We start from the raw sequence: 21,469 nt of genomic DNA, 5'->3' as shown, positions 1-21,469 counted from the left end.
GGTTTGACAATCTTTAGACTTACTTAATGGCGCTCACGGCGTACTGTCACACGTGCAGATCCACCAGTAGCAGCACTACTCCCTGACGACCGACGACTACTACGAACAGAGCTTGAACCGCCTGCTCCACGACGTCCACGTGCAGATCTCTTAGAAGCCTTAGCACCGTCTGCGGCTGCAGCTATGCTATCGAGACTATCACGACGTGACGGATCACCATAGATATTCCGCTCGAATGTAGCCAACTCACGTTCAATCTTCTTCTGTTCTGCACTCAAAGCAGAGTCATTAGAACAATACTGGGCAAGGGTCTTACCGAGCATATTCGTCGTCTTATAGATCTTTCCATGATACATATTCATGGTGAAATAATCATCAACACTCATCGTGGCAGCGTTATTCAGATTACTTGTCATAATGGTCTGCTTGGCAAGGAATGGTGCTAAATCATCATATTTCACCCAAAACAACGGATACTTCACCTCACCATCACCGAAGTCGTCCTCACGATACATAATCGGACAAAGTGCATCAACCTTACGATGGAAGGTTCCACTGTTCTGATCATAATATGCACTCTCCTTCAGATAATAGCCTTTAACCTCAGCTGAAGGGATGTCACTGTTATCAAGACGAATGCCATGGTCGGTACGTTCATAAAAGATATGATAGTTATCAAGGAACTGCAATGGCTTAACACGTGCAGAGTCGGTAAAGACTTCGTTGCCATCCATACGATACGTATAGGCGGCAATACCACCACGTTTAGGACCGTTCATCATCAACTTAAAGATATAAGTGAAGAGATTCATCTGTGAGCCGACAGGCTCTACAGGGTAATACAGTCCGGCATTAGCATCATCATCCAACTTCAACTCACGATAAATATCACGCCGCCAGACAACATCTTCTTCCATAGGTGCTGTCGTCGGAAAAGATATCTGTGCCCGAGTACTGATGGTATTAGCAGGTGATTGGCGCTGCTGAGTCCTGCGTGCGGCAGGCTGGGCTGATGCCATAACGGCAAACAGAACTGTACAACCTATAAGAAATATTCTTTTCATTGCTTCTTTATTTTTTCTTTTCGTAGGAAGAAAGGAACTACATGGGATGTGTTATGCTTATTTCATCTGCCCTTATAGCCCCTCTCAACTTCATTTACTATCTCACGATGACCTCCATGTTACGCCCATTAAGTGTTCGGGTTGTTCCGTCTGGACCATGGACAACGACATTTGTAATATAGAATCGTTTATTACGACTTAACTGACGGAACTGTTCTTTCTGCTGAGCAGAGAAAGATGCACCATTACTTGACAATGGAACAGCATTGCCCATATTATCAAAGAAGACAACACGGAAGCTGGTTACAGTAAATGGAATATCAAGCAGACCATCATCAATTGCGGCATGAATACCCGGTGCTGACATGAGTACGCCTTTAGAAAGTGGACCGCTCTTGAAACGGTCAGCGCCCATAGCGATATAAGGTGATGGGTCAGGTAACTTACGAACACGGAACTTATACTCTCCTATCTTACGTCCCTTAGCTGAAACAGAAATAGTAACAGGCTGCCCTACTGCGGAAGGACGAGCTACGAAATGTCCACCACCTCGTGCGATAAGTGATCCGCCCGACATCGTTGCCTGTACATCTCGTTGTGACGTATTAGGAATACTGATGGTGATTGGATTGTCGAAACCAGCATAAAGCACATTCATTAAATCGGCTGCAATCGTTGCCATGCCGTCAAATGGAGGTGTCTTCTGCATACCGTCAGGACTAATATAACGCTTAGGCTGTGGTCCACCAGTGACCCAATAGTCCTGTGAGAAGTTCCTTCGCAGCACATTTCCAGCCATATCCTTAATCAGGATATATCCACTCAAAGTATGTTTACCAGGAGAACCTGCCTTGACAGTTATCTTATTGCCTTGAATAAGCTGTCCATTGACATAAACCTGAGGTTGCTGGGTAGAGTCAACTGCACCCATAAACATCTGGGCTGTCATTGTCTCACCAGGATAAAGACGCGTCTGACTTGGGACAACAAAAGCCTGCAGCTTATTCACACGTATATCTTTCAGACCGACATTAGCTACTAAAGTATGGAGGACTTCACCTTCTGCGTAGCGAACGTCACTCTGAAGTTTAGACAAAAGCGTGACAGCAGCAGCCGTTGGCATGTTCTCAAACATGTATTCTTCCCAATTCTTACCCATTGAATGAGAAGGAACAGCAGTTGAAAGGTTGCTGGCAATAATCTTCTTCTGACGAGAATCAGTAACAAACTGAAGAATACGAGAGCGATAACTGTTGATGGCTTCATAGAGCTTATGCCCTTGCCCGGTGCCAGGATTCAGCATCACGTAGCTTGCAGCCTCTATGTTATCCTTACCTTCTATCTTCTGAGGATCCCCATCTGGACCATCTGCTTCACGAACAATTGCAACCTTTAATGACTGTGCATAATTATAGAGAGAATCACTCATCTCCCTCACTGTTGATGCCATCATGAACCATTGCTTAACCTTCTGAGGGTTCTTACGCATCATTTGGTCAAGCTCACCGAAGATCGCTTCGTTCTCTTTAGATGAATTTCCCGTAGTGCGATTGAGACTCTCCTCAACAACAGAGAAGCCATTGAGTACCTCCGTTGAGATATTCAAAGCCAACATTGCCATGAGGACGACATACATTAAGTTAATCATCTTCTGGCGAGGGGAAATCTTTCTCTTCTTAATAGCCATTAATTCTATTATTCTTTGTATGTGGAGAGGAAACTACTACGCCTACTCACCAACCGTAAACACATTATAAGTTTTCAGGAGCAGACTGCTGTGGAGCTACACCAGGTGCCGCAACACCACGCATATTTACAGTCATTGCTTCTATCATACGCGCATAAATCTTGTTAAGCTGCTCTATCTGCTGCGCCATTTTACGCGTCTGCTCATTGATCTGATCTATAGTACCAATCTGCTGACTAGCCCCTTTAAGTTGCATTTCATAAACCTTTGCAATACCTGTAAGGGTACGGTTTAGGTTCTCCATCTCCTCACTATCACGAGTAAGGCGCTGACTCTGGTCATTGACTTTACCTAACATCTCCGTTAAGTTCTGCAAAGCTGAGACATAATTGGTTTGTGCCTCTACCATTTCTGGGGTCTGCTGCTGTGCATCAGCAATGGCTTTACTCTGTTGTCCAACCACAGCTGCTGCAATATCATCAGCTGAAGGCATTGTACGTTGAACCGTCTCTGCAACTTCTGCAGCTGAAGGAACAGTAACAGTATGATGTTCTGCTGTCCCTGCTTCTGACTCTGTACCATCAAGATACTCATCAGTGATATGTGTTGGAAGGTCACGACCATCATCAGTCTTATCAAACGGACGGTCAAAAGCTGAGAGGAAGAATACAATAACCTCTGTACCCATACCAAAATAAAGCATAATATTAGCTCCTGGCAAGTGTGTCAATTTGAACAATGCACCAAGGATAACGACAGACGCACCCCAACTATAACCATAATTCAAGAAAGTCTGTCCAGGAACGCTATCCATCCACTTCTGCAGACGGTAGACTATGTTATATTTACTGTATTGTGTCATGATCTTCTCTTTTTCTTACTACTTTTCTTATTCTCTTTAGCAGCCTCGCTCGATGAGCTTGCTAAGCTACGGACACAACGGAATCCGATATAGCTACGTGGCTGATTCTGATATTCCCAAGTACGCCATGCGCTGCGGATATAGCTTTCTGGATCTTTCCAACTACCTCCACGAACACTCTTCTTCTTTAAACGATAAGGATCCTCTCTTGCTGCTTTGTAATCTAACTGAGGATTAAAATCATTCATGGCATCAACACCAGCTTCCGTATAAATCGTACTGGTCCACTCTGCTACATTACCTGCCATATCATAGAGCCCATTGGTGTTGGCACCGTAAATCCCGACCTTACTGGTTATGAGGTTTCCATCCTTCGTATAGTTACCACGATCTGGTTTAAAGTTAGCAAAAAAACAGCCATTACCATTCTTTACATTCTGATTATCCCAAGGGAACTCATCCTGATTTTTGCCACGAGCAGCATACTCCCACTCTGCCTCTGTCGGTAAACGATAACGTTGTACATAACGTGCTTCCCGACCTAAGCCTTTAAGAAGATATTCTGTACGCCATGCACAGAAAGCATTCGCCTGCTCCCAGGTAACACCCACTACAGGATAGTCATTATACGTAGGGTTACTGAAATAGTTCCGAAGATAAATCTCATTATCCGAATTACGGAAATCATTAACCCAACAAGTAGTATCTGGATAGATATTTACGATATAAGTATTAAGGAAATCCCATGGTCCGGTTAAAGGACGATTGATGGTTTCATTATGAATTACGCCTCTATCATCAACATAAGCCGTATCTTTTGAGATCATAACAACCTCATTTGGATCTACTGTAAGATCTGTATTAAGATTACGATCCTGAGGATTCATACGATTTCGACGTAAGGCTGCTGCAGTATAGTCGTAGATCTCATAACGATAATTCATCTGCTTAGCATCTAAGCTCTTCTCTCCAGTAACAGGATTTGTTACATAAAGGCTTTCAAAAGCACGCTGCTCATCTTCGTTAGGCTTGCGAGGTAAGCGTTTAGCCCAATTAAGATGTGGAGTAACAGGATCACCGTTCTTATCTTCTGTTATCATGTAAGTTTCATCACCACCATAGGCAGGATCAGCCAAACGGGTTCGAAGAATAGAATCCTTAACCCATTCAACAAACTGCTTATACTCTGAATTCGTAACTTCTGTCTCATCCATCCAGAAGCCATCTACAGAAATATCCTTCACAGGAGTTTTCTTTCCCCAAAGTGAGTCTTGCTTCTCCAATCCCATTCTCAACCAGCCACGCTTAACAAGTGTCATACCGTAAGGAGTGGGTTCACGAAAGCCTTTTCCCCCACCAACGCCAGTAACTTCACCACCACGCCCTGATGTTGAAGCAGACTTACCAGCAAAACATCCCGTAAGTGTAGCTAAGAAAGCTGCACTAAGACAAATGGTAATTATATTTTTTCTCATTTTCATAAATATTTCTACAGAAATCTAACACTCTTATGCTTGTTACGTCCTTTCTTTTGGAGGTTTATATCGGTCTGATAACTAACGAACAACTCGTGGCTACCGTTACCAAATGCTGTAGTTCCCGTATACATCTCATAACTATAACCTACATTGATTCCGTGGAAAGTACCACCAATATAAGCTGTAACGGAGTTCGTGGGACTATAAGAAACTCCTCCGTAAAGAACTTTCTTATCATTCGTATATACCAAACGCGCCGTAATATCTGCCCGATAAGTCCTTCCATCATACCTGGCTAATACGGAAGTCGGTATGCTTAAAAACGGATTCCTTAACTTAATATTGTATCCACCTGTTAAATAATAAGTCTTATCTATCTGTAATTCATTCTTTTCACCCAATTCTATCCGTGGAGAATTAAGGTGCTGGACTGATGCACCGACATACCAGTTCTTACGTAAATAATAGAAGCCAAGACCCATGTCAAGGCTGTTACCACTTAATTCGGCATTGGCAAGTGCAGGGTCACTCATGTCTTCCGCATCCAACTTACTCCCATCAAACTTCTCAAAGAGCATACCGAGTTGGACTCCTGCAGAAACCATACCACCCCATAAGGAATGACGAAAAGCATATTGACCTGCAACACGCTGGTGAGTAAAAGCACCTATCTTATCATTTAAGATTGAAACACCAACTCCATGATACTGCTTCATAAAATAAAGTGGCATATCAGCACCAACATAGAAGGTATTAGGATTATGCTCATAACCTGCAAAGTCAAGTGCATAGGCACCAACGACATTCAACTTATTATCCTTTCCCACTGATGCTGGGTTGAAAGAAGGCTCCATCGCCCAATAATGACTATAGGACGGATCATACTGTGCCATGGCAGGTAACCCTACCAGAACAGAAAAGCTGAATATAATACATAAGCGTTTAAACACGACTCTATAACGAAGAGTACATCAATTTATTGTTACATAAATAAAAAAGGTCACTCACATATATTATAATGTAAGTGACCTTTTTAATTTTTTAGTGACCTAATACTCATCTTCATTCCATAAGAAATCATCTTTTGAAGGGTAATCAGGCCATATATCTTCTATACTATCATAGACCTCTCCTTCATCCTCAATCTCCTGTAGGTTCTCAAGAACTTCAAGAGGTGCACCTGACCTCATTGCATAATCTATCAACTCGTCTTTTGTTGCAGGCCATGGAGCATCTTCAAGCTTAGAGGCCAATTCCAAAGTCCAATACATATTCTTGTTTTTTTACACGTTTCTAATTGCGTGCAAAAGTAATATTTTATTTTTTATTTGCAAGTATTTTCCCATCTTTTTTCACACTCATTCGCCTTTATGTTTAAATAACGTGACAAAACAAAGAAGTAATCTGACAACCTGTTCATAAAGGATAAGATATCGGGAGATAGCAAAACATGATGAGATAATGAGATAATCCGTCTTTCTGCACGGCGACAAACAGTCCGGCAAACATGGCATTGTGCTGCCGAAACCGTACCACCCGGAAGTATAAAAGAGCTTTGAGGTGGAATCTCTGCTGTCCAGGAATCAATGGAGTCTTCCATTTCTGAAATATGCTTCGCAATAACAGGCAGTGTTTGATCTGTTTCCGTATAGGTAGACAACACAGAACCGATCACGAACAAGTTTTCCTGCAAATGCTCTAAGGAATGTATTAGTGAAGTAAAATGAAGGTTACGGTCTTGGTTCAAAAAGGATATCAACAAACCAAGATGGGCGTTCAACTCATCAATAGTTCCGTATGCTTCTACGCGCAAATCATCTTTCGCAACGCGATGTCCACCACATAATGACGTTGTACCCTTATCCCCATTCTTCGTATATATCTTCATCTTTAATAATTAACTATATAATTCTGCTTTGTCATGTTTGTCTTCAGGAATACAATACCACAGTAGTACAAGTCAAAAGTTACCCCAACACGTGAATCCTTTATAAGTTTCTTCCAAAAGAGATTGGTATCCTTGTCTTTCTTAATACCTTCCAATACTAAAACAGAATCTGAGGAAAGGTTATTTAATACGCAATCAACGGAGTCTTGATAATTATTCGTCAGGGGAATATGAGCTACACAGCATTTGGTTGCTAAGTGTTCCTTATCATTAACGTCATCAAACGAAAAATCATGGTTGATTTGATGATAGGAAACCTTCTTACAAGCTGCCGTAACATAAAACCTATAACAAGGAGAGGAAGGGAAGAAATCAAGAAAGAAATCTGGTTGCAGGTAATTTACAAGACGAAAGTATAACTTGCATAACTTGCGGGTTCGCCTGTCTAAACCGTAAACAAGTTCTTCCAGATCGTTGTATTTATAATATGGATAATGCTCATTAATAACATAACGAATAAACTTATATGCCCAAGGAGAATGTACTCCAAACCCTCGGGAATACCGGATACGTCTCAGCCATACGATAGATCGTTTAATGAAATATACCATATAATAATATAATGTGACCGACAAAGTTAATATATTTTCCTTAAACTAAAAACAATTATACGGAAAGACTATATAGATTTAAAACACATCCTTCAGCCTATCTTCACAAATCAAGGAATGAAAAGGCTGATAAACTGAAGAACTTAAGGCATAAACATAAAAAGAGGACTATATCCAATGGATACAGCCCCCTTAAATATCAAACTAGAAAACTGTTACTTACTTTGTCTCGCAGCAGCAACTATCATCATGATGCTTATGTTGAGCATAAGCAAGAAGCATCCAAACATTCTTCTCCTGTGATGCCAAATAACCTGTCATCAGGTCTGCTGTAACATCATCATGGGCATCACCTGCCAAATCAATAAGGGCACGCTCCTGAGAAATGAGATTCTTGAAATACTCAAGAAGAAGCTCTATTGACTCTCTACCACCAACAACACCGTCAATCTCCTTGATGGTCGCAACTTTCAAATACTCACTGTATCTGCTCTCTGGATGAGCACCCAACTGTAGAATACGCTCTGCTATCTCATCGACATGAGCTGCAGCCTCATTATATAACTCCTCATACTTAGAGTGCATTGTAAAGAACTTATGACCCTTTACATTCCAATGAAGATTACGGAGGTTGGTATAATAAATCTGATAATCTGCCAACAACTGTGCAAGTGCATCCTTAACCTTATTTACCTTACTCTCGTCTAAACCAATAATTTCTAAATTCTTCATAATCTTTTTCCTTATTAAATGTTGTTATCTATTTGTTTTCTGATGCAAAGGTACAACTTGCTGTATCAGCTTCCAATAGATAAAATCTATAGTAATATTGATTCTATCTATAAAACAACAAATCACATTGATTATCAACACTATATAAACATTAAAAGAAATAAGAACAAAGAGTGTTTTTTACTTCATAGATATTTCCTCTCCTATAACTTTCTCACTATCTTACTCCACTATCTTTATTTTGAAGTTGTATCACCTCTCCCATATTATGGATATAAAACATAATAAAAATATACCTCACATTATTACTTCAAAAACCCTAATTAAGTTTTGTTTTTAGTTGCTGTCACTTTTAACACTTTGTGTAATCAGCTTATATACAGATGGTTAAAAGCAAAGGAAGAGTGACAGAAATGACAGCAAAATCAGAAATGGTATACGGTAGGCTTTTGTTCTTGGGTGGAAAAGGGGAGCTGATAGTTATGGGATATGCCTGCTCATGGTAAAGCACTCTAGCGCAGATCCTCGTAAGATTATCCGCCCCGACGTATACCACCGCACCATTACGGACTAATCAGAAATATGTTTACAAGAAGCGATAGTTACAAGTTCACAAAATCAGGAGTTATGCAAAGCTTTCAGACTTGTATACCATTCTCTATCAAAGACTTACAAATGCCGTTCTAAAAGACGCCCTTTTACCGTGCAAAAGGGCGTCTTCCACACCTCAAAAGAGCATCTTTTACCATGCAAAAAGGCATCTTTTACCGTGTCAAAGTCCACCTACTATTTTCAATTTATGAATCTTTATTACAACCTTTCTTATGCCCTTTTCTTTTTCATAACAAGCAAGTACTTCTCCCCCTGCATTATTATAACAACACCATAAAAACAACCGCTTTACAATTTTCCTGTCACTTCTGTCACTCCTCCCCATTTCACAATGCATTGATAACAAGCCGTTTATGCGAAATGTTAAAAGTGACAGCAACTAAAAACAAAAACTATGTTAGGGTTTTAGAGTAACAATGAACTATGCAATACCAAAGAGTGTAACTGCAGAAAAGTTAATCTTTCCTTATTGTCATAAGGATGTAATGGACATTTGAAAGGTTGAATCCCTCACTCAGGATTCAACCTTAAATTTTACTTAATAGCAAGAGGTTTAACGTATGCTAACAGCCATAAATATGGATACAATGCCGATAGCCATACCCTTATATACTTGAGTTCGGGATAAGTTTAGTATGAAAAAAGTTCCAACTGCCTTGATTTTTCCACATACACTGGCAGTGCCTCTGGCTTGTTCTCAAAGAAGCAGTATGCTGTAAGGGCAGAACACAAGTTCATGATAAAGTTGTGTATCGAGCGGTGTCTTGAGTGAACAAGGTTGGCTTTGTTCTTGAGTAGTTCGTTAATGCACTCGATAATGTATCTTTTCCTCAGCATAATCTTGTCCCACATAGGCATCAGTTTGTTCTTCATCTTAGCCTTGAGCCCATGAACGAGTTGGATACCTTGACTGAACAGACTATCAAAGAGTTCCTGCTTGATGTACCCTCTATCAGCAAAGATCTTCCCAAATAAGACCTTTGCAAATACCGTCCATACCCTGCTATCTCTGTCATCCACATTTGCTCCTGTAAGACAGAACGTTATCACTTCACCAGAATCATTGCATAGCAGGTGCAGCTTGAATCCATGACACCAGCCCATGGTACCCTTTCCGTCCTTGGCGAGGCCGGCAAAGACTTTGTTGTAATATCGTCGTACATTGTGACATACGGGTATCATTGTGCTGTCAACGAATGTTATACCCGTACACTTGCCGAAGGCATAGAGCTTCATGAACAGCATCATCTTAAAGAACACTCTTGGCATGAGTTCAACGAAGCGGTTATAGGAAACCGCGTCGGGAAAATCCTGACGCATCACCCCTTTGACCCAATTCAAATAATACTCCTTGAAATTGCGATATGCGCCGAAATGATAGCATACCAAAATGGTCATAATCTCACTTTCCGAGAGTCTGCCCTTGCGGTTTCGGTAGCGTTTGCCGTCACTGTTATGGGACGGTAGACGCAGGTTTTTCGCTAATTCGGCACTCAAATTCTTATCAAACTCGTCGATTATACAGAAAATTTCAGTAACTTTGTCCTTGGTAATCATCGTTCAAAAATCTTGTAATCTATTGATTTTCACCTATAAAGATACGAATTTTTGACGAGATTACCAACTTTTTCAAGCCTTTTCTTATCCCGAACTCGCGTATTATTTGAATTGGGTCAAAGGGGTGATGCGTCAGGATTTTCCCGACGCGGTTTCCTATAACCGCTTCGTTGAACTCATGCCAAGAGTGTTCTTTAAGATGATGCTGTTCATGAAGCTCTATGCCTTCGGCAAGTGTACGGGTATAACATTCGTTGACAGCACAATGATACCCGTATGTCACAATGTACGACGATATTACAACAAAGTCTTTGCCGGCCTCGCCAAGGACGGAAAGGGTACCATGGGCTGGTGTCATGGATTCAAGCTGCACCTGCTATGCAATGATTCTGGTGAAGTGATAACGTTCTGTCTTACAGGAGCAAATGTGGATGACAGAGATAGCAGGGTATGGACGGTATTTGCAAAGGTCTTATTTGGGAAGATCTTTGCTGATAGAGGGTACATCAAGCAGGAACTCTTTGATAGTCTGTTCAGTCAAGGTATCCAACTCGTTCATGGGCTCAAGGCTAAGATGAAGAACAAACTGATGCCTATGTGGGACAAGATTATGCTGAGGAAAAGATACATTATCGAGTGCATTAACGAACTACTCAAGAACAAAGCCAACCTTGTTCACTCAAGACACCGCTCGATACACAACTTTATCATGAACTTGTGTTCTGCCCTTACAGCATACTGCTTCTTTGAGAACAAGCCAGAGGCACTGCCAGTGTATGTGGAAAAATCAAGGCAGTTGGAACTTTTTTCATACTAAACTTATCCCGAACTCAAGTTTATATCTATTTCTTTTTTAATTTACTTTTGAAAAGTATACTCTGAGAACTAAAAGGGCAATATAAAGGATACTTTGAAAACAAACTGTCATTTGCATTTATTTGAATCTTGTTCCTCTTAATCGCCTCGATTCTGATATATATATAGTCTCTCCGTTCATCATCAAATTCGATTGCAGGATAGGCCGTACCATCTAGATCTTCATCAATTTCTGGATCATAATCTAAATGAGCCTTTGCTATTCCTGATATGCTATCTTGAAGCCCACGCTTCTTATTTTTTACATATATTTTGTAAAGGATTTCACTCTGACTAAGATAGTGGATTCTTATCATCTGTATTAATGTGTCATTCTCCATCAAATAAGATACTTCTAAAGAACTTTCTCTTTTCTTCTGAGCATGTCTAAAAGATAATGATTGTGTCACCATCGATGACTTATTTTTATTATTCGTTTTTAGACATTCACTATTCTTTTGATCAGAAATACAACTCATTGTTATAAACAAAATGAAGCATAAAATTAAATATCTCATAATAGTTTTTATTTTATCTAGTTTCTCTATATGACGTTGTACGTCCGTTTATTGGTAAGACTTGTAGTGGTTCGTTGCTAGGAGTGTATCCCCTAGGATAGACATAAGTCATCTTTGCTTTGAAAGGTGAAAGATTAACTTGATCGTGTTGATTCCCACCTAAAAGAATGATATTACCTCGTGCATTCATCCCAACAACAAATGCAACATGCCCATGTCCTCCACCATACGATAGAACAGCGATACACCCATAAACAGGCTTACTAATTCTTTTTCCCCATGTCAACCAAGACTGTGAACTAGCACTATTTGTTCCTCTAATGCCAGCCTCATTAAGGCTCCAATTCACAAAGCTGGAGCACCAAGGTGTGGCATCTGACGTAGAACGACAAGTCGTCGCATGATAAGCTACAATCTGAGGATTACTCTTATTGCCAGGGATTTCTGATACTCCAATTTGAGAAGTTGCAATATCCATCCAGGGGGTATTAGCACTACCAGTATCCGTAATCTTATTTTCATTCCCATTCCCAGCTTTTGCGTGTCCTAAACAGACTACATCTGTTAGTATGTTCGATATAATTTCTTGTCCCTCTTTTAAGCTAAGGATTCCCTTCTTATTTATTGTAACTCCATTAGCAAGTAAAATATTGAGAGATTCCTTTGCTGTCACGCCAATAAATTCAGCTAATGTTTGAGCATTATCACCATGCTGTGCAACAAGATTTCCATCAGAGTTTCTCTCCCAATTACCATCAGGATCAATTAATAATATAGGATTCTGTAAGCAATACAAAGAACCCCCATAATTTGGTTTTAATTCTACTTTTGTATCTATGCCAAGAAATAAACTCGTGACTGGATTCATGTACCTTGCACCATAATAGTACAGGCCAGTCTCATCATCGAACTGTTTACCATTGAACTTATATGGTAGCTCTTCACTGCTGCTATGCTCATCAACTAACAGTTCACCGTATGGCAAGTAGGCATCATATTGCGTGATGTTGGCTTTATCATCTGTGATGTAAGACGTGCTGCCGAGGTGACCACTGTGATAGAAGAAGGTTTCTTCCTTTGTAGTATCATTAGGGACGTAGCCATAACCAGCCTGGGGGTCATCAGGATTGCTCGGGTCATTCCATGAGATTGGGGCACCGGGGTTGGTATCTGGTGTCGTGTTTGGATGTGGAGTCTGAATCCAACCTTGTGGCACATCATGGTTGCCGAGTTCCGTAAGAACAGCATTATAACCAACACCCGTGTTCTCCGGATCACCATACGCGCCCTTTTCTGTCGGTACACCAGGAGCTACACTCACCTTCTTATAATACGCTTCCTTCTGTGTCTGAATCTGATTCATACGTTCCGCATAATCCTGCTGACCAGCGGTGACGTAGCTTCCATTTCTTCCGTAAACGTTGTTAAACATACCCGTTCCTATCCTTGAAGCAACTCGTTTGTCACCAATGAAGTAATGCTTTGTAAAGCGGTTCTTGTTAATGCTGATTATTGAGGCTGGGTAAAGCGTGAAGTTATCCGTCTCGTGGAACGTAATACCCTGTGGAGCACCATTGATGTACACACCCTCCATCGTACCGTAACTCTTCATGATACGCTCGCCGGCAGCGTTGTAAGTGTAACATGGGGTTTGTCATAAATGTTATTCACAACTTACTTCCTTATGTAAGGTTTACTTATATCTGGAGACTTAAAATCGTAGTTTACAATTATAGTATCCCCTTTTTTAAGTAAACCAAATCTTCCAAAACGTTTTTCGGACCCTTTGAATCTTTTTCCATTAACTTTATATGTGTAAGAAAAGTAGGGAAGATAATGTGCATAATACAAATTATCTACAACTCCCAAGGTCACAGATGGCGTCTCTGAAATCTTATAATCTTTCCACAAATGATATATTGGAATCGTAAGGAAAGCTAAAAGAGCGCAATATGATATCACTTTATCATCCTTCTTCATCTGCGTCATCTTATGTTTAAAGGTTTTTGGATTCTTGTATTATCTTGCCTTGCCTCATTTACTCCCCAAGGGGTTTTTAGAGGGGCTGATGGGCGATAAGTAAAAGCACCCCATAACTTACCAATCAAATTATCAAAGCTTTGGCCAACGTATCCTCCTTGAACCCCACCAAAATATTTATCCATATTTCTTACCAAAGTGCGTGTTCTTGCAGAAGTTGCTAATTTTCTTTCTTGTTTTAACTGCTTTTGAACAGCTTTTGTAGAAGTTTTATAATGCCTCATATCTCTTGTACTACTGTGAGAAAATGATCTGCGTACTTTCTCAACTGGTCTTGTTAAGGTTGATCTCAATTTCCCACCAACAGGTGTATTCATATATACATCGAGTGGACCATGAGGGCCTTCTATTTCTCCATTAACATTTATTGTTATCATCGCATCTACCATACTAGCATGTTTAGCAAATTTTGTGTTGCTAAAAAATGCAGCATTAGCTACACTCGTAACATCAATATTACCTACTGCATCTGGCAAATCCTGTCCTTGAGATACATTCACTGTAGTTTGTACAGCTGCACCAACTCCACCATTTATAAAAGCAGATTTAATATATCCCACAGCTTTCCTAAATAAGCTTACCCCCTTCTTCAACAAACCAGGTGGAATTCCTGCAAAATTACCATCTTTATCACGTAATATAATAGGATTCCCACTACAATATAGATATGGTGAAATAGAATTTAACAACTCAGTGTACATATCCACTCCATACCACAGACTTGTCATAGGATTCAAGTACCTTGCACTGTAATAATACAAACCAGTCTCCTCATCGAACTGTTTGCCATTGAACTTGTAGGGCAGGTCTTCGGATAATGGAGATTCGTCAAATAACTGTTTGGAGCGCAGATTAGTGTGTGTGGTGAGATTAAGCCATAGATTGAAGGAAGATATGAGAGACACCTGTCCCTACTGTGACTCTCCATCACAGCACAAAAAAGATCTATATCTCCTACACCACAACACCTCCTCCACCGTAAGACCTAATGTCCGCAGACTCCTATGTCATGTGTTATTTTAAGGCAAATATACAACTTTATTTTGTAAATGTATCCGTACAAAGAAGAAAAGCAATAATAGCTATACAATGCCCTTTGATAGAAGCTAAACACAAAGCTGATGTATTTCATTTTAAATTGTACCTGCACCCGTTCATAGGTTCAAACAATAAAGATGGAGTGCCTTTAACTTTCCTGTCACTCCTGTCACTTTCCCCCATGTTACAATACATTGATAACAAATCGATTATGTAAAGTGTTAAAAGTGACAGCAAATGAAAAACAAAAAAATATGGTAATAGAGTAAATATAAAGACCGCAAGTTGATTGGATGTGTTGGATGAGTTGTATATTTAGATGACTTATATATTTGCATGTGCCGTATATTTGGATGAATTGGTTATAATAGGGTTGGGAGATCAGACCCAGGGCTAAGACAAGGATTTGCGGGTAGAGATTGCAGATAGGATAAGCCAAATGAACGGGCTTCATCCAAAGTAAAACAAAAAAGAGAGAGCCTTGAAGATTTCTCTTCAAAGCTCTCTCTATAAAAGAAGGCGGCTACCTACTCTCCCGCATTGCATTGTAGTACCATCGGCGCAAACGGGCTTAACTTCTCCGTCCGGAATAGGAAGAGGTGGAACCCCGCCGCATCATAAGTCATCATTTATTTTTCATTCTTAAGCTCCTCTCGATCACGAATCCTTTTGATAAATTTTAGACAGCACGAATATAAACAGACTATCGCAAATAAAAAAACAACATCCCATAAAAAAGGCTCTATAAGTAACTTATTGTATGGAAAAGTGGAATCATATTTTGCACTCGTTAAATGGATAAAAATAAAAGGTAAACCAATATCTATTTTTCCATCACTAGAAAAAGAAAATATATTGAATAATAATGATAGAATATTTATCAAAACATATAGGGCAATAATAAATACAACCTGTTTCATAATTTCTTATCTGTTTACTTTATTATTTCTAAAATTTTCAAGAATTATGCTAATCTGCTCTGGATTAATATCAGTAGATTTGTAATCATTTGTATATTTACTATTAGCTCCACTAAACATAACATTATATCTATTTCTTTCTTGTTTGTAACTATCATAGTATTGACTTCGTCCAAAAAGTTCTTGAAACCAAGCATCAGCTCCATCAACATGCAATAAACCTAAAGAATGGCCAAATTCATGAGGTAATGTATTTCTGTCTTTACCATTAATTATATTATTTACATATCGTTCATTAAGAAATACTACTGAGCCACCTATTTTATTTACTTTTCCATAAACACCTCGAAGTTGTGAAGCAGGCAGTATATTCAATAGATGTTCTCTGTCTCGTAATTCCGATTTATTACTAATGACGCGAAATCTAACTGAAACATTGACGTTTACCTTTCTGAATTTCGTTGGCAAAGTTCTTGCAACATAAAGATTATCCATTCCTTTTTGACTAACAGAGTTCTTGTAATTCATACCTTCTACATATGAAATTCCATAAGAACTTTGTAATTGGCTGGACAAAACATTTCCTAGTTTCTTCAAATCAAATTCTTTATTACTTGAATTTAAAATGGCAACTGTTAAGGTGAGATTAATAGTAACATTCCCGTTCTTTTGTGTTACAGAAGACTCATCCCACTTTCGTCCATCCAAATCAATCATCCTGATGGGATTATCAAGTGTATAGATATATCCACCCGTTGTGACGTATTTCTCTGCCAACGGATCCACTCCATACCAAATACTTGCCATAGGATTCATATATCTTGCACCATAATAGTACAGACCGGTCTCTTCATCGAACTGTTTGCCATTGAACTTATACGGCATTTCCTCACTTGAGGAATGTTCATCCACTAACAGTTCACCATACGGCAAGTAAGCATCATACTGGGTGATGTTGGCTTTATAATCTGTGATGTAAGACGTAGAGCCAAGGTGGTCACTGTGATAGAAGAAAGTTTCTTCTTTTGTGGTGTCGTTGGCAATGTAGCCATATCCAGCCTGTGGGTCATCAGGGTTGCTCGGGTCGTTCCAGCTTACAGGTGGACCGGGGTTGGTATTCGGTGTGGTGTTCGGCTTCGGGGTCTGAATCCAACCCTGTGGCACATCGTGGTTACCGAGTTCTGTGAGGACGGCATTATAACCAACGCCCGTGTTCTCCGGGTCACCGTATGCACCCTTTTCTGTCGGTACACCAGGAGCTACACCCACCTTCTTATAATACGCTTCCTTCTGTGTCTGGATCTGATTCATACGCTCTGCATAGTCCTGCTGACCTGCCGTTACGTATGAGCCGTTACGCCCATAGACGTTGTTAAACAGACCTGTTCCAATCCTTGAAGCGATTCGTTTGTCACCGATGAAGTAATGCTTTGTAAAACGATTCTTATTGATGCTGATTATTGAAGCCGGATAAAGCGTGAAATTATCTGTCTCGTGGAAGGTTATTCCTTGCGGTGCACCATTGATATACACACCCTCCATCGTACCGTAACTCTTCATAATACGTTCGCCGGCAGCGTTGTAAGTGTAACGGCTTGTCTTGCCGTTGTCCGACAGCACCATCAGCTGGTTCTCCTCGTCCCAGTACAGTTCTCTCGTCTCATTCGTCGAGTCATTCACCACTCGGATAGGTGTATCTTTAATCACTTTACTTTTTAAAGTTCAAAATTTCTTTAGTACAAACCATATATGTAGAATCATTTTTAAAGATTATATAATAGTTTAACTTTTCATTTTCTTTTTGATTCTTTTTAAAAATCACAGAATATTTACCATTTAGAATACTTTTAGATACTTCTATCTGAATGGAATCTGGATTAACACTAATTATTTTCCAGATTCCTTTAGCCTCTTTTTCTAGTCTATCTAATTCTTTATAATTTCCTTTTACATCATCATTGGCTGTTACTATAACAGGAAGACTAATCTTTTGTTTAGTAATGAAAATATTGTTTTCTAAAGGATGAAAATCCGTTTGACGACAGAAATACGATTTGCTAAAATCTATATTACATACACCTTGCAAATTATCATACAGAGGAGTATGCTTTTTGATCATAGTAAAAATACAAAAGATTGCTATTATAACAATCACCGTTAAGAAAGCACGCTTTTTACCTTTTAATAAAAGGTTTGTAAGTCTTATTTGTCCTATCATATCTCCCAGATTTTGATAAAATATTTTGTCCTATTTTGTCAATGTTTTTATCTTTTGTTGTATTTTCTCCTTGAAAAACATAATTTAGAATTGCGCCCATCTTATTAGTGTCCTTTCTGTAATTATCGGGAATTGAATTCATTTGGCTATTTACCGCTCTTATTGCTTTTCTGAAAGAGGTCATTTGATCGTCAAATGCATTACTATCCCAAAAGGTCGAAAGTGTCATATATGTATCTACCGCATAATTTGCAAAGTCTAGTATGGCAATCGCTCCAACAGCCTTAGCTGATCCTCTTACAGGCATAGGGTCAAAACTATGGAATCTTCTATCTTCTTGGCCAGTAGATTTCGCAATTGGTCTCCTGATTCTTACATTCCCATCTTTTGGGTCTATACCAGCTGGTTTACGCCCTATGGTGAAACTTTTATGTGCATAATTGTCAACAGAAATTTTTCCGATTTCTGTGTTTATACCAAGTTCTCCTGGTCTCCAATTAGCAGGATTATTATCAGCTCTTTTGAAATTGGATTGCATAGTTTTGCTAAAATTTTCTATTCTTATTCCAAACACCCCATTACCACGGTATTCAATGAGTGATCCTCGTTCCCATGGCCAGGACCAATTACCATTCGGATCTATTAATCTCACAGGATTATCCAAGGTATATACATATCCACCTGTGGCGACATATTTCTCTGCTAGCGGATCCACCCCATACCACAGACTGGTAACAGGGTTCATGTACCTTGCACCGTAATAGTACAGGCCAGTCTCATCATCGAACTGTTTGCCGTTGAACTTGTATGGTAGGTCTTCAGAGCTACTGTGCTCATCAACTAACAGTTCACCATACGGCAAGTAAGCATCATACTGGGTGATGTTGGCTTTATAATCTGTGATGTAAGACGTAGAGCCGAGGTGGTCACTGTGATAGAAGAAAGTTTCTTCTTTCGTCGTGTCGTTGGCAATGTAGCCATATCCAGCCTGTGGGTCATCAGGGTTGCTCGGGTCATTCCAGCTTACAGGTGGACCGGGGTTGGTACCTGGTGTGGTGTTGGGGCGTGGAGTCTGAATCCAACCCTGTGGCACGTCATGATTACCGAGTGTGTCAATGATAGAGTTATATCCTCGTTTTGTATTCTCTGGGTCACCATACGCACCCTTCTCTGTTGGCACACCTGGAGCTACACCCACCTTCTTATAATACGCTTCCTTCTGTGTCTGAATCTGATTCATACGCTCTGCATAGTCCTGCTGACCAGCCGTTACGTATGAACCGTTGCGTCCGTAAACATTGTTGAACATACCCGTTCCTATCCTTGAAGCTTTTCTTTTTTACTATTGTCAGGAACTAAAATAATTAGGAAATGCTCTCCTGTCTTCATATTTTATTTATTTGCTTGTATTTTCTTTTCCAAACTGATATATTCAATTATATATATTCCTCTTATAGGTTCTTTGAGTTCCAATAAAACATCATATAATTTAGTCATATCTTTATCTGCAATTAGAGAATATTGGGGTAAAGAATGAAATCTACCAAAATTATGCCCTTTGAATGTGAATAAAATTTTGTCTACTCTATTGTAGGTGTAACCATTCAAAGGAAGCCTATAAGTTTCCGTCTCTCCATCAAACTTTGCTATAATAAAAAGTATAGAAAACAAGAAGAAATATAGGTGTACAATTGTCTTGGCAATAGAAGTCAGATTAAATTTCAAATTCAAGGTGAAATATAAAACTAAATCAATTAACAATGCTACACATAGGATAACCAAATAATACCAAAGATGAATTACAAGTGTGCAGTAGTAATAATAAGCACAAATAAAGATAATGAGAGAAAATATAATTTTCCGTATAGTTAATTCTTTCATTTTATTTATTATTTTTATTAGACGTTTCCTTATCTGGCCTTTCAAATGCTTTTTCTGATGCCAAATCAGCTCCTGCTACAACAAGATTCTTTTTAGTAACCGCTTTTGCATATTTACGAACATCTCCTCTATATCTATCTTTCGCAATTTTTACCCTAGACGCATCACTCTTCAGTCGAGTTTCAGATTTTCCTGCTTTTTGATTTCTTTTCAACTTATTAAGCGCAGTATATAATTTTTTATTGCTGCGTTCTAATCCACTGAGCAACTCATTTGCTCTTTTCTCCATTCCTTTGTATAATAATGTTGAGAAAGTAGCAGAAATAAACTCTTCAGTTAAATCTATTTTATTAAAGTCTTTCCCTTTTTCAATGTCACCAATGATATTGGTAATCATAGTCCGAGCAACATCTATTGCAAATCGTCCCGCTTTACTATTTGCAATTTTTCCTATTGTTTTTGTTGTCCCTGCACCATCAACAAGCAAGGAGATAGCTGCCGTAGAAATACCATCAAAAGCTGCAGCTCCCCAACGGACATGGCTAGAAGCTGTTTTATAATCCATACCCTCAAAAATCCAGTTGGAAAAAAATCTACCCCATCGGACACAACAAAGGCACTAATGCCTTCCACCGCAGCTCCTATTGGTGAATTACCATCAGGATCAAGAAGTTTTTTAGGATTATTAAAAGTATAACAATATCTAGTAACGTTAGGATATTTTTCTGTCAAAGCATCCACCCCATACCAAATACTTGTTACAGGATTCATATACCTTGCACCATAATAGTACAAGCCTGTTTCCTCATCAAACTGTTTGCCATTGAACTTATACGGTAGGTCTTCGGATAATGGGGATTCGTCAAATAACTGTTTGGAGCGCAGATTAGTGTGTGTGGTGAGATTAAGCTATAGATTGAAGGAAGATATGAGAGACACCTGTCCCTCCTGTGACTCTCATCACAGCACAAAAAAGATCTATATCTCCTACACCACAACACCTCCTCCACCGTAAGACCTAATGTCCGCAGACTCCTATGTCATGTGTATTTCTAAGGCAAATATACAACTTTATTTTGTAAATGTATCCGTACAAAGAAGAAAAGCTGTATGTCTTGGATGTGTTGTATATTTGGATGAGTTGGTTATAATCGGGTTAGGGATAAGGCTAAGGCAAGGATTTGCGGGGGGAGGGATTACGGGTAGGATATAAGACGGCTGACCGGATTCATCCAAAGATAAAACAAAAAAGAGAGCCTCGAAGATTTCTCTTCAAAGCTCTCTCTATAAAAGAAGGCGGCTACCTACTCTCCCGCATTGCATTGCAGTACCATCGGCGCAAACGGGCTTAACTTCTCTGTTCGGAATGGGAAGAGGTGGGACCCCGCCGCAATAACCACCTGATAATTCTTTTCAAGTTGACCATTAAAAATCAACCGTATAAGGTGACCTATTTCCACAAGCAAAAAAGAATGAAGAGCAACACAGCTCAAAGTGTGAGTCACCAG

General features: G+C 39.5%; 18 protein-coding genes, 1 rRNA gene, 4 pseudogenes and 1 other annotated feature. Of the genes and pseudogenes, 1 reads left to right on the top strand and 22 read right to left on the bottom strand.

Features of this window, described 5'->3' with window-relative positions; translation table 11 throughout:
* Positions 1–23 precede the first annotated feature (23 nt).
* The 10 genes from porN to ACZ48L_RS07575 form a co-directional block, all read right to left on the bottom strand.
* Entirely contained in the window at positions 24–1,064 is a 1,041-nt protein-coding gene (gene porN / locus ACZ48L_RS07620) for a type IX secretion system ring subunit PorN/GldN (RefSeq protein WP_008821946.1), read from the bottom strand.
* 97 nt (positions 1,065–1,161) lie between these two features.
* Positions 1,162–2,751: a type IX secretion system motor protein PorM/GldM gene (gene porM, locus ACZ48L_RS07615; protein WP_025791925.1), complete on the bottom strand. Its 1,590-nt coding sequence runs from the start codon at positions 2,749–2,751 to the stop codon at positions 1,162–1,164.
* Between the two features lie 64 nt (positions 2,752–2,815).
* Complete coding sequence (gene porL, locus ACZ48L_RS07610) at positions 2,816–3,613, bottom strand: type IX secretion system motor protein PorL/GldL (protein WP_025791924.1); 798 nt, start codon at positions 3,611–3,613, stop codon at positions 2,816–2,818.
* Positions 3,610–5,094 carry a T9SS ring complex lipoprotein PorK/GldK gene (gene porK / locus ACZ48L_RS07605; RefSeq protein WP_464721984.1) on the bottom strand — a complete coding sequence of 495 codons (1,485 nt, stop codon included), beginning with the start codon at positions 5,092–5,094 and terminating at the stop codon, positions 3,610–3,612. Before porK ends, porL begins: the two co-directional genes overlap by 4 nt.
* Positions 5,095–5,102: 8 nt before the next feature.
* Positions 5,103–6,041 carry a PorP/SprF family type IX secretion system membrane protein gene (locus ACZ48L_RS07600; protein ID WP_025791922.1) on the bottom strand — a complete coding sequence of 313 codons (939 nt, stop codon included), beginning with the start codon at positions 6,039–6,041 and terminating at the stop codon, positions 5,103–5,105.
* Between the two features lie 99 nt (positions 6,042–6,140).
* A complete protein-coding gene (locus ACZ48L_RS07595) occupies positions 6,141–6,362 on the bottom strand; it encodes a DUF2795 domain-containing protein (RefSeq protein WP_008821941.1) in 222 nt (73 codons plus the stop codon).
* 53 nt (positions 6,363–6,415) lie between these two features.
* Positions 6,416–6,979 carry a cob(I)yrinic acid a,c-diamide adenosyltransferase gene (locus ACZ48L_RS07590; RefSeq protein ID WP_025791920.1) on the bottom strand — a complete coding sequence of 188 codons (564 nt, stop codon included), beginning with the start codon at positions 6,977–6,979 and terminating at the stop codon, positions 6,416–6,418.
* A gap of 2 nt (positions 6,980–6,981) precedes the next feature.
* Positions 6,982–7,590 (bottom strand): hypothetical protein, encoded by a 609-nt coding sequence (locus ACZ48L_RS07585; RefSeq protein WP_025791918.1) that lies wholly within the window; start codon positions 7,588–7,590, stop codon positions 6,982–6,984.
* Between the two features lie 219 nt (positions 7,591–7,809).
* Complete coding sequence (locus ACZ48L_RS07580) at positions 7,810–8,322, bottom strand: Dps family protein (protein ID WP_025791916.1); 513 nt, start codon at positions 8,320–8,322, stop codon at positions 7,810–7,812.
* A gap of 1,242 nt (positions 8,323–9,564) precedes the next feature.
* Positions 9,565–10,491, bottom strand: a complete 927-nt coding sequence (locus ACZ48L_RS07575; RefSeq protein WP_006045714.1) for an IS982 family transposase — start codon at positions 10,489–10,491, stop codon at positions 9,565–9,567.
* 100 nt (positions 10,492–10,591) lie between these two features.
* On the opposite strand from ACZ48L_RS07575, the pseudogene ACZ48L_RS07570 reads away from it, so the two are divergent.
* Positions 10,592–11,308 (top strand): annotated as a pseudogene (locus ACZ48L_RS07570) (IS982 family transposase); the annotation flags it as partial.
* A gap of 25 nt (positions 11,309–11,333) precedes the next feature.
* Here ACZ48L_RS07570 and ACZ48L_RS07565 read toward each other — a convergent pair.
* The 12 genes and pseudogenes from ACZ48L_RS07565 to rrf form a co-directional block, all read right to left on the bottom strand.
* Positions 11,334–11,864 (bottom strand): hypothetical protein, encoded by a 531-nt coding sequence (locus tag ACZ48L_RS07565; protein ID WP_044114110.1) that lies wholly within the window; start codon positions 11,862–11,864, stop codon positions 11,334–11,336.
* Positions 11,865–11,877: 13 nt separating this feature from the next.
* A pseudogene (locus tag ACZ48L_RS07560) lies at positions 11,878–13,518 on the bottom strand (TIGR02594 family protein); the annotation flags it as partial.
* Positions 13,519–13,538: 20 nt separating this feature from the next.
* On the bottom strand, positions 13,539–13,844 hold the full coding sequence (locus tag ACZ48L_RS07555; RefSeq protein WP_044114073.1) for a hypothetical protein: 306 nt from the start codon (positions 13,842–13,844) through the stop codon (positions 13,539–13,541).
* 5 nt (positions 13,845–13,849) lie between these two features.
* Positions 13,850–14,809, bottom strand: a complete 960-nt coding sequence (locus ACZ48L_RS07550) for an RHS repeat-associated core domain-containing protein (protein WP_025793023.1) — start codon at positions 14,807–14,809, stop codon at positions 13,850–13,852.
* Between the two features lie 658 nt (positions 14,810–15,467).
* Positions 15,468–15,556 (bottom strand) — a sequence feature (5S ribosomal RNA rRNA prediction is too short).
* 15 nt (positions 15,557–15,571) lie between these two features.
* Positions 15,572–15,862, bottom strand: coding sequence for a hypothetical protein (locus ACZ48L_RS07545; protein WP_219494206.1), 291 nt, complete (start codon positions 15,860–15,862; stop codon positions 15,572–15,574).
* A gap of 6 nt (positions 15,863–15,868) precedes the next feature.
* Entirely contained in the window at positions 15,869–17,569 is a 1,701-nt protein-coding gene (locus ACZ48L_RS07540) for an RHS repeat-associated core domain-containing protein (RefSeq protein WP_242401772.1), read from the bottom strand.
* 1 nt (position 17,570) lies between these two features.
* Complete coding sequence (locus ACZ48L_RS07535; protein WP_044114065.1) at positions 17,571–18,080, bottom strand: hypothetical protein; 510 nt, start codon at positions 18,078–18,080, stop codon at positions 17,571–17,573.
* A 627-nt stretch (positions 18,081–18,707) separates the two neighbouring features.
* Positions 18,708–19,419 (bottom strand): annotated as a pseudogene (locus ACZ48L_RS07530) (RHS repeat-associated core domain-containing protein); the annotation flags it as partial.
* Between the two features lie 53 nt (positions 19,420–19,472).
* Positions 19,473–19,961: a hypothetical protein gene (locus ACZ48L_RS07525; protein WP_025793033.1), complete on the bottom strand. Its 489-nt coding sequence runs from the start codon at positions 19,959–19,961 to the stop codon at positions 19,473–19,475.
* A gap of 1 nt (position 19,962) precedes the next feature.
* A complete protein-coding gene (locus tag ACZ48L_RS07520) occupies positions 19,963–20,526 on the bottom strand; it encodes a hypothetical protein (protein ID WP_025793035.1) in 564 nt (187 codons plus the stop codon).
* 89 nt (positions 20,527–20,615) lie between these two features.
* A pseudogene (locus tag ACZ48L_RS07515) lies at positions 20,616–20,831 on the bottom strand (RHS repeat-associated core domain-containing protein); the annotation flags it as partial.
* Positions 20,832–21,252: 421 nt separating this feature from the next.
* A 5S ribosomal RNA gene (gene rrf / locus ACZ48L_RS07510) occupies positions 21,253–21,365 on the bottom strand.
* Between the last annotated feature and the right edge of the window lie 104 nt (positions 21,366–21,469).

Source organism: Prevotella histicola (assembly GCF_055385135.1).
This window is presented reverse-complemented; position numbering and strand designations above follow the sequence as displayed.

Bases quoted from the DNA above. Each gene is read 5' to 3' on its own strand.
- ACZ48L_RS07585 (WP_025791918.1), bottom strand. From the start codon at position 7,590: ATGGTATATTTCATTAAACGATCTATCGTATGGCTGAGACGTATCCGG.
- ACZ48L_RS07590 (WP_025791920.1), bottom strand. From the start codon at position 6,979: ATGAAGATATATACGAAGAATGGGGATAAGGGTACAACGTCATTATGT.
- ACZ48L_RS07520 (WP_025793035.1), bottom strand. From the start codon at position 20,526: ATGGATTATAAAACAGCTTCTAGCCATGTCCGTTGGGGAGCTGCAGCT.
- porK (WP_464721984.1), bottom strand. From the start codon at position 5,094: ATGAAAATGAGAAAAAATATAATTACCATTTGTCTTAGTGCAGCTTTC.
- porN (WP_008821946.1), bottom strand. From the start codon at position 1,064: ATGAAAAGAATATTTCTTATAGGTTGTACAGTTCTGTTTGCCGTTATG.
- porL (WP_025791924.1), bottom strand. From the start codon at position 3,613: ATGACACAATACAGTAAATATAACATAGTCTACCGTCTGCAGAAGTGG.
- ACZ48L_RS07575 (WP_006045714.1), bottom strand. From the start codon at position 10,491: ATGATTACCAAGGACAAAGTTACTGAAATTTTCTGTATAATCGACGAG.
- ACZ48L_RS07545 (WP_219494206.1), bottom strand. From the start codon at position 15,862: ATGAAACAGGTTGTATTTATTATTGCCCTATATGTTTTGATAAATATT.
- ACZ48L_RS07525 (WP_025793033.1), bottom strand. From the start codon at position 19,961: ATGAAAGAATTAACTATACGGAAAATTATATTTTCTCTCATTATCTTT.
- ACZ48L_RS07555 (WP_044114073.1), bottom strand. From the start codon at position 13,844: ATGAAGAAGGATGATAAAGTGATATCATATTGCGCTCTTTTAGCTTTC.
- ACZ48L_RS07565 (WP_044114110.1), bottom strand. From the start codon at position 11,864: ATGAGATATTTAATTTTATGCTTCATTTTGTTTATAACAATGAGTTGT.
- ACZ48L_RS07535 (WP_044114065.1), bottom strand. From the start codon at position 18,080: ATGATAGGACAAATAAGACTTACAAACCTTTTATTAAAAGGTAAAAAG.
- ACZ48L_RS07595 (WP_008821941.1), bottom strand. From the start codon at position 6,362: ATGTATTGGACTTTGGAATTGGCCTCTAAGCTTGAAGATGCTCCATGG.
- ACZ48L_RS07580 (WP_025791916.1), bottom strand. From the start codon at position 8,322: ATGAAGAATTTAGAAATTATTGGTTTAGACGAGAGTAAGGTAAATAAG.
- porM (WP_025791925.1), bottom strand. From the start codon at position 2,751: ATGGCTATTAAGAAGAGAAAGATTTCCCCTCGCCAGAAGATGATTAAC.